The following is a 15,815-nucleotide window of genomic DNA, read 5'->3' on the forward strand; positions in this document are numbered from 1 at the left end:
CCTATTTAAAGCAGGTCGCCTTATTGAAATGACTTTCTACTAATCTTTGTGTCACAGGGTGTGTTGGGCAACTAAGCACTTCATGGGTTTCACCGCTCTCGACGAGTTCCCCTTCATGCATCACCATCACTTTATCGGTAATGTGTTTTACAATGCCGATATGCTGTGACACATAAATAAACGAAACCCCCATCTCTTCTTGAAGCTCAAGAAACAAGTTGATGATTTGCGAACGCATGGCCATATCCAATCCATTCAAAGCTTCATCAGCAACGATTACTGATGGCTGAAGGATGAGTGCACGGGCCAAACAAACACGCTGTTTTTGGCCTGTGGCGAGCATCTGAGGGTAGAAATAAGCGTGCTCTGGTAGCAACCCCACTCTGAGAAGCGTCTCTTTGACGCGCTTTATGCGCGCCTCTGGCGGCATATTGGTGTTACGTTTTAGAGGCCCTTCTAAGATACGTCCAATCTGAATTCGAGGATTCAAAGAGGTATTTGGATCTTGGAAAATCATGCGAATCAGCTTACAGCGAGTGGAGTAGTCTTTATGCTCCAAAAGCTCACCATTAACGCGAATTTCGCCCGAAGTCGGTTCTACTACCCCCGCTAACATGCGTGCTAATGTCGATTTACCTGAGCCGTTTTGACCGATAAAGCCAATGGTTTGTCCGGCTTCAAGGCTAAAGCTAAGCGGTTTTACGGCTTCTTGAACCTTCTTGCGAAACAGGCTTGAGCGAGTCACAAAAGTCTTTGATAGTTGGTTAACTTCTAATAGAGCACTCATGCTTTTTTCTTATCCATGTTCAGTGGGAAGTGACATGCAAATTTGTGGTTTTTAATTCGACGTGTCATCGGTATTTCAACACACTGGCGCTGCGCATATGGGCAGCGAGGACCAAGTCGGCAGCCAATCGGTAAATGCTGTAGCGGTGGAATGGAACCCGGTAGGGATTGCAGCTTCTCTTTATGCGGAATCCAATCGTTGAAGTCGGGCATGGCTTTAAGCAGCGCCGCGGTATATGGGTGTTTAGGTTTGTCTAAGATCTTAGAAGTATCAGCAGACTCAACCGACTGACCACAATACATAACCGTAATGCGGGTTGCCCACTGAGTAATGGTTGTCAGGTCATGGCCAATTAGCATGATCGAAGTATTGTGTAGCTGATTCATTCGACTCAATAAGCGCAAGATCTGTGATTGGGTAATTGGGTCTAAATCGTTGGTTGGCTCATCTGCGATCAATAGCTTTGGTTTGGCAGCGATCGCCATCGCGATCATGATCTTCTGACATTCACCGTCTGTCAGCTCGTATGGGAAGCTATCCATAATCTGCTGGTGGTCTTTAATACCGACTTTATGCAGCAGAGCGATGGCTTGCTTCTTGCGCCACTTAAAGCGTTCCCACCATTTACCTTCAAAAGAGCGTGAGGGAATCGCTTCAATAAGCTGCTTGCCTACTTCTTCTGAAGGATCTAAACAGGTTGATGGCTCTTGGAAGATCATCGCAATGTCGCGGGCGATAACGCGTCGACGCTCTTTAGGAGTCAGCTGCAGTAAATCGACATTTCCGAGCCTCATTCGGTCTGCGGTCACTTTCCAGTTGTCTTTACATACACCAACGATGGCTTTAGCGACCAGACTTTTCCCTGAGCCTGATTCACCCACTAAACCGCGAATTTCACCTTCGTTCATGGTCAGGCTCATTCGGTCAACGGCTTTCATCATCCCTTGAGGCGTCTCAATCTCGATAGTGAGATGTCGAATATCTAATAACGGCATTATTCGATCCCCGCATTAAGCGCTTGGCGGATACCCTCACCAACAAGGTTGATGACAATAACAGTAAACATTATTGCGAGTCCGGGGAGGGTAACGGTCCAAGGCGCAAGGTAGATGAGTTCAACGGAATCACCGAGTATTGCTCCCCACTCGGTACTAGGTGCTTGTGCGCCTAATCCAAGGAAACCCAAAGCGGTGATATCCAAAATAGCGATAGACCATGCCAAAGTGATTTCGGTGGCAATGACGACAAGAATGTTGGGCAATATCGAATTCCAAAGTAGATAGAATTGGTTTGCCCCATCAAGACGTGCAGCCATGATGTAATCTTTTTCCACTTCGGTATGCACTGCGATATAAACCGAGCGGACAAATCTTGGAATCAAGGCTAAACAGATAGCCAGCAAAATATTGAACTCGCCAAAGCCTAGGAAAGCGACAAAAATAATCGCGAGCAGCAGCGATGGAATGGACATGACGGTATCAAGTAAGTGGTTTAAGACACTTGATAGTAAGCCTTTGGTCATTCCCGCCAATACGCCGATGATACATCCAATCACTGTAGCGATAACAGTTATCAGAAAAGCAGCTCCAAAGGTAAGTCGCGAGCCTTCAATTAAGCGTGAAAGAATATCTCTGCCGAGATCATCGGTTCCAAGGAAGTACTCAACTGTACCAGTTGGATTCCAAGATGGAGGCACGAGTAACTCACCACTTTGTGCTTGAGGGTCATGAGGCGTAATCCAAGGTGAAACAAGTGTAATTAGGCATAGCAGTAGTAAACACCACAGGCCAAACATAGCAAGATTGTTTGCACGGAAACTACGCCAGAAACGTTCAAACTGGGTAGGGATACGCTCTTCTTGGTAGACATTATCGGTTAGCATACCACTCCTTCCTTACCAATGGATTGACCATAGCACCAATCAGATCAGACAAGATGTTAGCGGTTAGGACAAACGTCGCCACGACGATGACCCCAGCTTGTATGGCAACGTAATCTTGATTTGAGAGGGCATCAAGTAACCATCGACCAATGCCCGGCCAGTTAAAGATAGATTCAGTAATAATGGCTAGGGTTAGCATGCTAGAAAGCTGCACACCGATTTTTGGAATAATCGGTGGGATAGCGTTGCGTAACACGTGCTGGGTCACGATTTCGTGCGTAGACAAACCTTTAATACGCGCAGCGCGAATATAGTTTTGCCCCATCACTTCAGCAACGGAAGCTCGCATCAAACCTATGACCTGAGTGGTTGGCGCAAGGGCCAGCACAAGGCAAGGCAGGATGAGGTGTTCCAAAACACTTTGCAGCGCATGAGCACGATATTCACCACTTGCAAAGAAGGCATCAATAATCGCAAATCCTGTTACGTGGTCAATTTGATAGAGTAAATCGTAGCGACCAGCGACAGGGAATACCTGAAAGTGCAGAGAAAATACCATGATCATCAAAAGCGCGACCCAAAACAGCGGTGCAGAATAGCCAGACATGGAAGTAAACGAAATCACAGTATCGATCCACTTTCCTTGCTTCATTCCCGCTAATGTTCCCACAGGAATACCAACAAGCAGCGAAATTACAAAGGCGATAAAACACAGCTCTAGCGTCGCGGGAAAGACAATGCTGAGCTCGTCAATGATCGGTGTTCCTGACTTGGTCACGCCGAGGTTAAGCTGCATTAGCTCACCAACGTAGAGCATCCAGCCGCTCCAGAAATCATGGATAGCCCACGGAGAGTTAGGTTCTAGCCTTAAAATACTGAAACCCACCATAGTGAGCATCAGTAAGGTGATAATAAACAGGTTAAAGCGTCGAACAGAATACAACAGCATTACTTGAACCTCTCGACAGTATCAAACGGCTGCGCGTTGAATGGGCTAACCTTAAAGCCTCGAAGTGAGGTGTGATGCGCTTGTAGCTGCATGCCATGATTTAGTGGAATCACAGGAAATTCTTCATTAAGTATGTTTTGCGCCTGTTTATAAAGGTTCTGTCTATAGCGAGGCTTATCGACTTCAAGTGCAAGGTCGAGCAGAAAATCGAAGTCAGGATTACACCAACTTGAAACATTCAGGCCAGCGCGTTTTGATTCACAAGAAAGAAGCGGCCTTAAAAAGTTGTCAGGGTCTCCGGTATTGGCGATCCAACCCGTTAAGTGGAGATCAATGTTTGTATTGTCATTGAGATTGCTGCGATCGTATCTATCATCTGTCATCAAATTGAGCTTAATCCCGACATCTGCTAGGTTTGCTTGGATTAATTCTGCCGTTTTTCTTGGACTAGGGTTGTAGGCACGTGGCTCCAATGGGACCGACATTGTCAGCTCTAATCCTTTGCTATAACCCGCTTCACGTAACAGTGCGATAGCGTAGTTGCGATCATAGCGAATTTGTACCGAATCTTTTTGATAGGCCCACGAAGAAGGCGGTAAAACGGAATACGCCTGACTGCCTGTGCCGTAGTAGACCGAATCCAAAATGTTCTGACGGTTGATGGCATAGTTAAGCGCTTTACGCACGCGAGCATCATTCAAAGCAGGGTGAGAAGTGTTCACGGCAACGAAAGAGATGTTCATTGCGGGTTTTGCGGTTAACTCAACATCTGATGTTTGCTCGATAATTGGCAACTGACTAGAGAGCGGCGCGTTGAGCACGTCACATTCACTGCGAAGCAGTTTTGCCAAAGTACCTGTACCACGTTGAGATATGTCGAATACGACCTGTTCCATCTTTGGTCTGTCTTGCCAATAGCGATTATTACGTTTAAGACGGATGAGATCGTTGACTTGATACTCGGCTAGGTAGAATGGACCCGTACCAACAGGATGGCTATCGAGCATACTTTTCTCGTCGCTAAGTTCAAGTTGCCCTGCATACTCTTTAGAGTGGATAACCGCATGGCTGGTCGCAATGTTCGACAGAAAGCTATTGTCAGGTCGGTTAAGAGTAAATATCACTTTGTGTTGGGATAGTGCTGATACGTCAACAACGAGGTTTTGAAAATCAATACCACTGAACCAAGGGTAAAGACCGCTTCCGACATAGTGAAAAGGGTTGGTAGTATCAATAATGCGTCTAAAACTAAAGACCACATCTTCCGCGTTCATCGATCTGGAAGGTGTAAACCAAGCGGTTGTTTGGAACTGGACACCTTTACGCAACGTAAAGATGTATTCCGTACCTTCTTTATTTACTGACCATTTAGTCGCAAGGCTTGGCACTGGCTGATAGGTTTGGCTATCGAGGGTCAGCAAGGTATTAAACAGCTGAGGGCTGAGTGTTTCGGTTGTAATGCCACTATCGACCAATTGAGGGTTAAAAGTCGAAGGACCACCTTGACCACAATAGACAAAACCCTTCTGACGAATTTTGTCATGGTCAATTTCTTCACCACAACCGGCTAATAGGCTGAGGCTGAACAAACCTAATGTAAACTGAATGAATGCTTTCATAGAAAGAACAAGTGTCTGGGACAAAGCACAATGGAACTCACCATTATGCCTTAAGATCCTAATAATTTACCACTAATTACCCGTTGTAACCAAAGCAAAACCACAAAATTGGTGGGTTAACTGAGATTGGTCAGGTCATACTTACGAACCATGCCTCGCAATTGGTGATAACTTAACCCAAGTAGTTCAGCCGCCTTCCTCTGATTAAACTGGCTTTGCTTTAATGCTTCGGTAAGTATGAGTTGGTCCTGTTGTTCTTGCCACTGTTTATAGTCAATTGGGAATTGAAACTCAGGCGTTTCAAGGCCTGCTGTTGTTTCTTCCTCTGGGCGTATGCTTTGCCAAGACGATTGGAAAGGGTCAAAGACGAGTTGTTCAATGGGGTCTTCTTGCATGCCGTGTTGGTAAACCGCTCTTTCAATCACGTTTTTCAACTCGCGCACATTTCCTGGCCAATGATAGCTAAGCAAACTTTGTTCTGCTGGAGTCGAAAAGCCGACAAAGTACTCGAAGCCGAGCTCACGGCACATCTTTATTGCGTAGTATTCGGCCAGTAATAGGATATCTTCTTGGCGTTCGCGAAGAGGCGGTAAATGGATAACATCAAATGCCAGCCTGTCGAGTAAATCTGCACGAAAAGCGCCTTCACTCGCCATTTGAGGCAAATCTGCATTGGTGGCACAGACTAGACGCACATTGGCATTCAAGAGCTGATGGCCACCAACACGCTCATATTGACCGTATTCAATCACTCGGAGAAGTTTTTCTTGCACAAGTAATGGTGCCGTGGCCAACTCATCTAAAAATAGGGTGCCATTTTCAGCGCGCTCAAATCGCCCCTTATGACGCCCCTTAGAGCCGGTGAATGAGCCTTGTTCATGACCAAAAAGCTCTGAATCAATCAAGCCTTCGCTGAGGGTAGAGCAGTTGAGTGAAATTAACGGCTGATCCCAACGTTTAGATAAGTAGTGAAGTCGCTGAGCAATCAATTCTTTACCAGTTCCTCGTTCGCCAATGATCAATATTGGTCGCTCAATAGCGGCTAACTTAGATACCTTGTCTAATACAGAAAGAAAGGCAGGGGATTCGCCAATAAGATTTTGCTGCATGATTGCTCCGTGGTGAAATTTACCAACTGTAGGTTAAATTCAACACAGGTTAAAAAGGATTGCAATGAATTATTTCGTAACTATCTGATTTTTATGGGTTGAAAAGTTGGCACGCAACTTGGAATACTAAGAGTCAGTTACCGAAGTAAAACAAATACAGATTTGATGGTGATGCTTAGCATGACCTGATTGCAACAAAACAAGGAGCCTAGCTATGGGTATTTTCTCTCGATTCGCAGACATCGTTAATTCAAACATCAGTGCTCTATTGGATAAAGCAGAAGATCCTGAAAAAATGATCCGCTTAATCATTCAGGAAATGGAAGATACGTTAGTTGAAGTAAGAACTAACTCGGCAAAAGCGATTGCTGATAAAAAAGAGTTGGCACGCAAAGTTGAGTCAATGGAAGCGGCCATTGATGAGTGGCAGCAAAAAGCGACCTTAGCGTTAACTAAGCAGCGCGAAGATCTTGCAAGATCGGCATTGATTGAAAAGCAAAAACTGCAAGATATGCTGAAAGGTCTACACACTGAGCAAACCTTAGTTGAAGAAACAATCGACAAGTTGACGGGTGAAATCAGCAAGCTAGAAATCAAAATTACCGAGACTCGCGCTAAGCAACAGGCTTTAGCGATTCGCAGTCAAACAGCCTCTAACCGCCGAGATGTTCAAAAACATCTGCATACTGCGCGTACTAGCGAAGCCATGGCTAAGTTTGAGCAATACTCGCGCAAGATTGATGAGATGGAAGCTGAAGCCGATTTGTATGCAAAAACGGGCAACGCTAAATCTTTAGATCAAGAGTTTGCGGAGCTGCAAGCTCAAGATGAAATTGAAAAAGAGTTAGAAAAGCTTAAAAAGCAAATGGAAGATAAAAAGTAATTCCAGTTTTATTTTGTTAAATTATTTAGGTAGATAACGTTAGTGCAGAGCGCCGTTCATCTACCTTTGATTAAGGAGTTATTTATGTCGTCATTTTTCATTGCTGGTCCACTGATCGTATTTCTGATTTTCGTTGCTCCTCTATGGCTGTTTTTACACTACCGAAGTAAGAAGAATGCAAGCACAGGATTATCTCAAGAAGATTTACAGCGACTAGAGTCTTTATCCGAGAAGGCTGCCAGTATGCAGAGCCGAGTCGATACGTTGGAGCGTATTTTAGATGCAGAATCACCGAGCTGGAGGCGCCGCTATGAATAAGCGTGAGTTATACCGCGATACTGTAAATGGCAAGATCACTGGCGTATGTGCAGGTTTGGCGAACTACTTTGCGTTGGAAGTGTGGTTAGTACGCATCTTGGTGATTTCAGCCGCTCTACTGGGCGGTAGTTTCTTGGTTATTCTCGCCTATATCGCGATGACGTTGATGATCGAAAAGCAGCCACCTAACTATGTAGAAGCGATCAAAACCGAGCAAGAGCACAAGCTTAAAAACAAGCCTTGGCAGCAAGGTCAAACCCCTGAAATGTTACTCAACACGATTGAGAAAGACTTCCATAACTTAGAAATCCAAATTCGCGATATTGAGGCTTACGTCACTTCAGATGCGTTTAAAGTCGATAAAGAGTTTAAAACGCTATAACGACCTAGTTGAGTTAGCCAAATTGAGCCTTCAGGTGCATCCGACACAGTGAAGGCTTAAAAGTGCGACGATTCGCTCATTCATTAGGCAAATTATTAATTTTAATAATATTTCCTGCCTATTCTATGGAAGAGACGGTATCATTCATCTATCTTTGTAACTAATCGCTGCAAACGGATGATTGATTATGCGCAAATCCATTTTGTTTCTTGCGACAGCTGCTGTATTGAGTGGTTGTGGCAAGGAACTTCCTCCTGTTCCCGAGCCTGATTCAAGGCCAGCTAAACTATTTACTGTTTCCATCGGTAATGCTCAGTTTGAGCGTACCTTCCCAGCGACTTCTGAAGCTGGTGATAAAGCCGTTCTTGCCTTTCGTGTTCCCGGTCAACTCCAGTCTATTGATGTAGTTGCGGGGCAATCTGTTAATAAAGGCGATGTACTGGCCGCACTTAACCCTGACGAGTACACTCTTTTAGCCAAGCAAGCGGAAGCACAATATCGCCTTACAGATGTACAGTACCAACGTTATAAGAAACTTCGTAAAGACAAAGTGGTATCAGAGCAAGACTTTGATGAAGCGAAAGCTAAACGAAATTCTGCCAGAGCTACATTGGAACAAGCACAAGCCAACTTACGCTACACGCGCTTAGTGGCGCCGTACAACGGCACTATATCTATTGTTCCTGCTGAAGCTCATGAATACATTGCCGCCAAAGAAGGGGTGATGAACATTCAGACGACCCAATTGATGAAAGTGATTTTCCAACTTCCTGATCATCTTCTTAATCGCTTCGCTAGTGGACTTAATCTGACAGCGCACATGACCTTTGATGCTTTTCCCGGAACCCAATATGAACTTATGTTCCAAGAGGTTGATACCGAAGCCGATCCAAAAACGGGCTCTTATAAAGTGACCATGGTGATGGAAAGACCCGAAGATGTTGGCATTTTGCCGGGTATGGCAGGCTCTATTCATGTCGCGGTCGAGTCAACGGGGGCTACTCGAATTCCTCAGTCTGCATTGATGGAAGAGAACGGTCAGACTTACGTTTGGCGAGTCGATTCACAGGGCATTGTTGCGAAAGCGTTAGTTGAATTAAATGACAAACAGCAAGTGCAAAGTGGCTTAAACGAAGGCGATCAGGTCGTTATATCTGGTGTGAATGGCATCGAATCTGGGATTAAGGTTCGAGAGTGGATCAAAGAGCGAGGGCTGTAAGATGAAGCAATGGTTTAATCTATGTGCGCTCTCTTCGGCTGCACTGTTAGCTGGGTGTGGTGGTGAACCACAGTATGTGGATTTTGGTACACCTAAAGTGAAAGTGTTGGCACTTTCCAACCAAGTTGTAAACGAAGACCGCCTCTATTTTCCTGCGGTAGCAAACGCAGCAGAACGCTCGCACTTAAGCTTCCGCGTGGCAGGGGAAATCAGCAAAATTTACGTTAAAGAAGGTGATCACCTTAAACAGGGTGACTTGATTGCAGAGTTAGACCCTACCGACTACAAACTTGAGGTTGATAATGCCACTGCGCGTTACAGCGTGGTAGATAGTCAGTACAAGCGCTCAAAGCCGCTTGTGGATAAAGGTTTGCTGGCTAAGTCTCAATTCGACGAGATAGCAGCGAACCGTCAGATTGCTTATGCAGAGCTTCAATTAGCCAAACTTCGTTTATCTTTTACTAAATTGAAAGCGCCTGTTGATGGGATTATCTCACGCGTTAACGTTGATCAGTTTGAGAACATTCAGGTCGGTCAACAAGTCGTCAATATCCACAGTGTCGAGAGCGTCGAGGTGTTGATACAACTTCCTGACCAACTCCATGCCAGCCAGCCGACTCAAGAGTCGTTAGAAAACATTGAAGCTGTTGTGCGAGTACCGAGTGGCAATGAATACAATGCGACTATCAAAGAGTTTACCACTGAGCCAGACCCGGCGACCGGTACATTTACCGTGACTTTAACACTACCTATGCCTGAAGAAGAGTACATTCTGGATGGTATGGCAGTAGAGGTAACGTCTAAGGGTAAAGATGTTGGTTTAGAGCTTAAAGGTGGGGTTCAAGTACCTATTGAAGCCATTTTCAATGGTGATGGAGACTCGCTGGATAGACAAAGCAAATATGTTTGGGTACTCAATCCAGATAACTCTGTTACAAAGCGAAAAGTCGTGACTGGCAAGGCGAGTAAAGACGCCATTCAAATTCTAGATGGATTAACTAGTGAGCAGTCAGTTGTGATAGCAGGTGTTTCTAGATTAAGGGAAGGTATGCAGGTGCAAGTAGTTAAGCAGGAGGCGGGTAATGAGTGAACATAAGAACAACTCGCCGCAAAGCGATGATGATGTAACGGGTATCGCGGCTTACTTTATCCGCAACCGTGTGATCAGTTGGATGATCTCGTTAATCTTCTTGATTGGTGGTGCTGCGGCTTTCTTTGGTTTAGGTCGATTGGAAGACCCTGCATTTACCATCAAAGATGCTATGGTTGTGACTTCCTACCCGGGTGCGACGCCACAGCAAGTAGAAGAAGAGGTGACTTATCCTATAGAGAAGGCTATCCAGCAGCTAACCTATGTCGATGAAGTCAACTCCATTTCAAGTCGCGGTTTATCGCAAATAACCGTTTCGATGAAAAACAACTATGGCCCCGATGATTTACCCCAGATTTGGGATGAGTTACGCCGAAAAGTGAACGATCTAAAAGGTCAGCTACCGCCGGGGGTTAATGACCCATCGGTGATTGATGACTTTGGTGATGTTTACGGCATCTTACTAGCGGTAACTGGTGATGGCTACAGCTACAAAGAGCTACTCGATTATGTGGACTATCTACGTCGAGAGCTGGAGCTTATAGATGGTGTCAGTAAGGTTTCGGTCTCCGGAGAACAGCAAGAGCAGGTCTTTATCGAGATTTCGATGAAGCGTTTGAGCACCCTCGGAATCGCACCGAACACGGTATTTAACTTGTTATCCACTCAGAACGTGGTTTCTGATGCGGGCGCAATTCGAATCGGTGATGAATACATTCGAATTCATCCTACCGGTGAGTTCAAAAATGTGGATCAGCTCGGTGATTTAATCATTACTGAGAGTGGTGCACAGGGACTGATCTACCTGAAAGACGTCGCAGACATTACTCGTGGCTATGTTGAAGTTCCGAGCAATATTGTCACTTTCAATGGTGAACTAGCGCTTAACTTAGGGGTTTCCTTTGCTCAAGGGGTAAACGTTGTTGAAGTAGGCCAACGCTTTGATCGACGTTTAGCTGAGCTTAAGTACCAGCAGCCCGTAGGTGTTGAGATCTCTGAGATCTACAGTCAACCTAAAGAAGTTGATAAGTCTGTAAGCGGATTTGTCGTCAGCCTAGGTCAAGCGGTCGCGATCGTTATCATCGTACTGCTGTTCTTTATGGGACTAAGATCTGGCCTGTTGATTGGTCTTATTTTGCTACTCACCGTTCTGGGTACTTTCATATTTATGAAGTACTTTGCTATCGATTTACAACGTATCTCCCTAGGTGCTCTGGTTATCGCTTTAGGTATGCTGGTGGATAATGCCATTGTGGTGGTCGAAGGGATATTGATTGGCACGCAGAAAGGGCGGACGCGGATGCAAGCCGCGACAGATATCGTGACTCAAACCAAATGGCCGTTGCTCGGTGCGACAGTGATTGCGGTGACGGCATTTGCGCCAATCGGTTTGTCGGAGGACGCGACAGGTGAATATTGTGGCACCTTATTTAGTGTGCTTCTTATTTCGCTGATGTTGAGCTGGTTTACGGCTATTTCTCTTACTCCATTCTTTGCTGATATCTTCTTTAAAGGTCAGAAGTTCAAGCAAGATGGGGCAGAAAGCGATCCATACAATGGAATGATCTTCGTGGTGTACAAAGGCTTCCTTGAGTTCTGTATGAAGCGAGCTTGGTTAACCGTCGTTGTGCTTATTCTGGGTTTAGCTGCGAGCATTGTTGGCTTTACGCAAGTTAAGCAGTCGTTCTTCCCATCTTCAACAACGCCTATCTTCCAAGCAGACATCTGGTTGCCTGAAGGGACCGATATTCGTGCGACAAACACGAAACTGAAAGCCTTGGAATCTTGGTTATCTGATCAAGAGGGTGTCGAGCACATTACCACTACTGCTGGTAAAGGTCTGCAACGCTTTATGCTGACCTATGCACCAGAGAAGAGCTATGCGGCGTATGGTGAAATCACGACTAGGGTGGCTGATTACGAGCAACTTGCCAGCTTAATGACGAACTTTAGGCTCCACTTGGAGGACAAGTTCCCTGAAATTAACTACAAGCTTAAACAGATTGAACTTGGCCCAGGTGGCGGTGCGAAAATCGAAGCTCGTATTATTGGCTCAGATCCAACGGTACTGCGTGGAATAGCCAAGCAAGTTGAAGACATCATGCACGCGGACCCAGGCACCACCAATATTCGTCACGACTGGCGTGAACGTACGAAAGTGCTTGAGCCGCAGTTTAATGAAAGCCAAGCTCGTCGTTACGGTATCAGTAAGTCTGATGTGGATGAGTTTCTTGCGATGTCATTCTCTGGCAAGTCAATTGGTGTTTACCGAGATGGTACGACCTTGATGCCGATAGTGGCACGCTTACCAGAAGATGAACGTGTCGACATTCGAAATATCGAAGGTATGAAGATATGGAGTCCTGCACTTAGCGAGTACATCCCGCTGCAACAAGTCACAATGGGCTACGAAATTCGTTGGGAAGACCCAATCATAGTGCGTAAGAACCGTAAGCGTATGCTAACAGTCTTTGCTGATCCTGACTTGCTAGGTGAAGAGACTGCCGCGACACTTCAAGCTCGTCTAATGCCGCAGATTGAAGCGATTGAGCTGCCGCCGGGTTATTCATTAGAGTGGGGTGGTGAGTATGAGTCTTCGGGTGATGCCCAAGAGTCACTCTTTACTACCATGCCGATGGGCTACCTGTTTATGTTCTTAGTCACCGTGTTCTTGTTTAACTCGGTGAAAGAGCCGTTGATCGTCTGGTTAACAGTACCACTGGCAATTATTGGTGTGACAACGGGCCTACTGGCACTGAACACCCCATTTGGCTTTATGGCCTTGCTCGGTTTCTTGAGCTTGTCGGGTATGTTGCTTAAGAACGGGATTGTCTTGCTGGATCAGATCGAGATTGAAATGCACTCGGGCAAAGACCCATATGTGGCAGTCGTTGACGCTGCATTAAGTCGTGTTCGTCCTGTTTGTATGGCGGCGATTACGACCATCTTGGGTATGATTCCTTTGCTTCCAGACATCTTCTTCAAGCCAATGGCGGTAACCATCATGTTTGGTTTAGGTTTTGCGACAGTACTGACACTTATTGTCGTACCAGTGTTGTATCGTCTATTCCACAAAGTAAAAGTGCCAAACTAACTAAACTAGAAGTAAACGCCCCTGACTTTGTCGGGGGCGTTTGTTTTTAAGGAGAGAATCAATGAGCAAGGATACAACTTGTGCTTGGGCGATGAATCATGAACTTGAGCGCGAATACCACGATGCGGAATGGGGCGTGCCGGTTTATGATGACAATGTACTGTTTGAGTTCATAACCTTAGAAGGGGCTCAGGCAGGGCTGAGTTGGATTACGATTCTAAAGAAACGTGAGGGTTACCGAGCAGCGTTTGAAGGCTATGACTTGTCTCGTCTGTCGCAGTATGATGAAAGTCAGGTCGAGCAAATTATCGAAAATTATGATGTCGTCAAACATCGAGGCAAGATTACCTCTGTATTTGGAAATGCGCGTGCGGCTTTGGCACTGATTGAAGAATATGGCAGCTTATCGAACGCTTTGTGGCAGTTTGTTGATGGTAAACCGATCGTAAATAACTGGACGCAAATGAGTGGTGTGCCTGCTTCGACAGAGCAATCGAAGGCAATGAGCAAATTTCTCAAAAAGAAAGGCTTTAAGTTTGTTGGCGAAACGATCTGTTACGCCTTCATGCAAGCGGTCGGTATGGTTGATGATCACCTAGTTGACTGCCCAAAGAAAGGGGCTAAATAGCATTAGGCGGCACACTTTGTGCTGCCAACATGTTTGGCTAACGACTTTGGTCATGAATCCTCTCAAGTGCTTCGACACGTCGCAACTGTGTTGAATCGAAGCTCTTTTCTCTAAGCTGTGCGATCTGTCGCTTTTTGTCTTGATCGGATAGAGAGTTAGACGTGAGTAGTTCATCCCTGCTTACTAAATAGGAATCCAGTGCTGTTTGAAATATTGCACGTTGTTGATCGAGTTCCGCTAATCGCTTAGCCCCGTCCTCACCAACTAACTCGCTTCTTGCGATGTATTTGTCTTGGTCATCAAGCTTTGAGACAGAGTCCAATTCTACAACCAGCAGATTGTTTTTTTCTGCTGCCTGAATGTAGTTAGGCATGTTATTGAGTTGGTCTTCTAGTAAGCTCTTTTTTTGCTCGGCATCCAAATCATTTTCAGTGATTCTCGCTTTGTTAATCGCCAATTGTCGCAACAGATTCTCTTCTTCAAATAGCAGCTTTATTTCCTGCTCAGAGAAGTAGCGAGACTGTAACGCTAAGATCTGAGAGTGAAGTTGTTCGAGGTCTAGAGCAGTGAGTTGGGCAGCTTGTAAAGGTTCAAGCTCCGCTAATGCTTCTTTGTACTCCAAATAAGTGGCAAACAACACTTCCTCGTTACTCAATTTGCTCTCTGTTGAAGCACGCTTATTCACTTTCTTTTTTATCTCATCAAGATTTTGTTCACCTAAGCTGCTGAGTGAAAAATCAAAAAAGTGCTTGGGGGTAGTTGTGTCAACGTCTACATCAGCTTGAGAAAGGATCGGGGCTGGAGTTTCCTGTTGCCTCTCGGACAAATATAAGACCGCTCCAAATCCAATTGAAGTGATGACAGAAATGGTGATTAGAACGGTCTTTTTCATTGGTTTACCCTTACAGTCCTTGTTGTTTGAGGCGATTGGCGTGTTGTCGATAGAGTGTGACGGGATCAGTTTCGAATAGGTGGTGAATGCCCAAGAGCCCGTTTATTTCATCCAGATGATTCATTTTGTAGTCGTCACGAATCACTTTGCCTAGGTGAGTACTGCATGCCCCAACAAGTCCGTCATTGGGTTCGTCAAATGCCCAGCCGAGTATCACCATCGCTCCATCAGTTGGATCCAAAAGGTTGGTAAAAGTGGAAGATCCTGTCCATGAGTAGTAATAGACGCCATTGCTGGCGAGAAGATCCCCGTCGCCACATGCAGTGGTAGGAATGCCATATGGATGATGCTGATTGAATGCCAGAGAGCCTTCAGTAGTCAGTGCTTCCAAAGAGGCTAAAGGATCTTGCTCAAGATCTGTACCTCCTGATAGGAGATTGATAAGAGTGGTTAAACCCCCAGCAAGTTTCACGGCCAATCCTTCTAAGCCTGAACCTTCAGGGACAGTTCCTCTTACCAGATCGGCGACTTTTGAGCCTTTGTTTACACCACCAATACTCGTGACAGAGGCGACAAGGTCCGGTCTCACGGATGCAACGTACCGAGCCGTTGGTCCACCATGACTATGGCCTATTAGGTTGACTTTAGTCGCCCCAGTAGCAGCGAGCAGTGTTTCTACTTGTTTGAGAAGTTGCTCGCCTCTGACCTCAGTACTGTTAGAGGCAGATACCTGAGCAACGTAGACAGTCGCGCCGTCTCGGGTTAGCGAGTGCGGTATTCCGTAGAAATAGTCGACACCAGCGAGAGTATCAAAGCCGAAGAGTCCGTGGACGAGGACAATGGGGTGTTGAGTTTGTGTATAACCACCTGCGTGGGCAAGGTTGGTGAGTGTCGGTTGTCCAATTGCGAGTGCGCAAGTCAGGACAAGTGAGTAGATCAGTTTCAATGTTAGCTCCTTCTGGT

At 45.7% G+C, this 15,815-nt stretch carries 15 protein-coding genes; 7 read left to right on the forward strand and 8 right to left on the reverse strand.

Features of this window, described 5'->3' with window-relative positions:
• Position 1: 1 nt before the first annotated feature.
• From IX91_RS05860 to pspF, 6 genes are all read right to left on the reverse strand, one after another.
• Entirely contained in the window at positions 2 to 787 is a 786-nt protein-coding gene (locus IX91_RS05860; RefSeq protein WP_004748056.1) for a peptide ABC transporter ATP-binding protein, read from the reverse strand.
• A complete protein-coding gene (locus IX91_RS05865) occupies positions 784 to 1,782 on the reverse strand; it encodes a peptide ABC transporter ATP-binding protein (protein WP_004748054.1) in 999 nt (332 codons plus the stop codon). Before IX91_RS05865 ends, IX91_RS05860 begins: the two co-directional genes overlap by 4 nt.
• Positions 1,782 to 2,669 (reverse strand): putrescine export ABC transporter permease SapC, encoded by an 888-nt coding sequence (gene sapC, locus IX91_RS05870; protein ID WP_004748052.1) that lies wholly within the window; start codon positions 2,667 to 2,669, stop codon positions 1,782 to 1,784. Before sapC ends, IX91_RS05865 begins: the two co-directional genes overlap by 1 nt.
• Positions 2,656 to 3,618, reverse strand: coding sequence for an ABC transporter permease (locus IX91_RS05875; RefSeq protein WP_004748050.1), 963 nt, complete (start codon positions 3,616 to 3,618; stop codon positions 2,656 to 2,658). Before IX91_RS05875 ends, sapC begins: the two co-directional genes overlap by 14 nt.
• Positions 3,618 to 5,237 (reverse strand): ABC transporter substrate-binding protein SapA, encoded by a 1,620-nt coding sequence (gene sapA / locus IX91_RS05880; RefSeq protein WP_004748048.1) that lies wholly within the window; start codon positions 5,235 to 5,237, stop codon positions 3,618 to 3,620. The genes IX91_RS05875 and sapA overlap by 1 nt, the downstream gene beginning before the upstream one ends.
• A gap of 116 nt (positions 5,238 to 5,353) precedes the next feature.
• Positions 5,354 to 6,346, reverse strand: coding sequence for a phage shock protein operon transcriptional activator (gene pspF / locus IX91_RS05885; protein ID WP_004748046.1), 993 nt, complete (start codon positions 6,344 to 6,346; stop codon positions 5,354 to 5,356).
• A 214-nt stretch (positions 6,347 to 6,560) separates the two neighbouring features.
• Between pspF and pspA the strand changes: the two genes are divergently transcribed.
• From pspA to IX91_RS05920, 7 genes are all read left to right on the forward strand, one after another.
• Complete coding sequence (gene pspA / locus IX91_RS05890; protein WP_004748044.1) at positions 6,561 to 7,229, forward strand: phage shock protein PspA; 669 nt, start codon at positions 6,561 to 6,563, stop codon at positions 7,227 to 7,229.
• 84 nt (positions 7,230 to 7,313) lie between these two features.
• Positions 7,314 to 7,547 carry an envelope stress response membrane protein PspB gene (pspB, locus tag IX91_RS05895; protein WP_004748042.1) on the forward strand — a complete coding sequence of 78 codons (234 nt, stop codon included), beginning with the start codon at positions 7,314 to 7,316 and terminating at the stop codon, positions 7,545 to 7,547.
• Complete coding sequence (gene pspC / locus IX91_RS05900) at positions 7,540 to 7,929, forward strand: envelope stress response membrane protein PspC (protein WP_004748040.1); 390 nt, start codon at positions 7,540 to 7,542, stop codon at positions 7,927 to 7,929. The genes pspB and pspC overlap by 8 nt, the downstream gene beginning before the upstream one ends.
• A gap of 187 nt (positions 7,930 to 8,116) precedes the next feature.
• Positions 8,117 to 9,148, forward strand: coding sequence for an efflux RND transporter periplasmic adaptor subunit (locus IX91_RS05905; protein WP_004748039.1), 1,032 nt, complete (start codon positions 8,117 to 8,119; stop codon positions 9,146 to 9,148).
• A 1-nt stretch (position 9,149) separates the two neighbouring features.
• Positions 9,150 to 10,238 carry an efflux RND transporter periplasmic adaptor subunit gene (locus IX91_RS05910; RefSeq protein ID WP_004748036.1) on the forward strand — a complete coding sequence of 363 codons (1,089 nt, stop codon included), beginning with the start codon at positions 9,150 to 9,152 and terminating at the stop codon, positions 10,236 to 10,238.
• Positions 10,231 to 13,332: an efflux RND transporter permease subunit gene (locus tag IX91_RS05915; RefSeq protein ID WP_004748033.1), complete on the forward strand. Its 3,102-nt coding sequence runs from the start codon at positions 10,231 to 10,233 to the stop codon at positions 13,330 to 13,332. The genes IX91_RS05910 and IX91_RS05915 overlap by 8 nt, the downstream gene beginning before the upstream one ends.
• Positions 13,333 to 13,393: 61 nt before the next feature.
• A complete protein-coding gene (locus IX91_RS05920; RefSeq protein ID WP_004748031.1) occupies positions 13,394 to 13,960 on the forward strand; it encodes a DNA-3-methyladenine glycosylase I in 567 nt (188 codons plus the stop codon).
• A 37-nt stretch (positions 13,961 to 13,997) separates the two neighbouring features.
• Here the strand turns inward: IX91_RS05920 and IX91_RS05925 are convergent, their stop codons facing one another.
• On the reverse strand, positions 13,998 to 14,852 hold the full coding sequence (locus tag IX91_RS05925) for a lipase secretion chaperone (RefSeq protein ID WP_004748030.1): 855 nt from the start codon (positions 14,850 to 14,852) through the stop codon (positions 13,998 to 14,000).
• 10 nt (positions 14,853 to 14,862) lie between these two features.
• Positions 14,863 to 15,798 (reverse strand): esterase/lipase family protein, encoded by a 936-nt coding sequence (locus IX91_RS05930; protein WP_004748028.1) that lies wholly within the window; start codon positions 15,796 to 15,798, stop codon positions 14,863 to 14,865.
• Between the last annotated feature and the right edge of the window lie 17 nt (positions 15,799 to 15,815).

This window comes from Vibrio tubiashii ATCC 19109 (assembly GCF_000772105.1).
Taxonomy (GTDB): Bacteria; Pseudomonadota; Gammaproteobacteria; order Enterobacterales; family Vibrionaceae; genus Vibrio; species Vibrio tubiashii.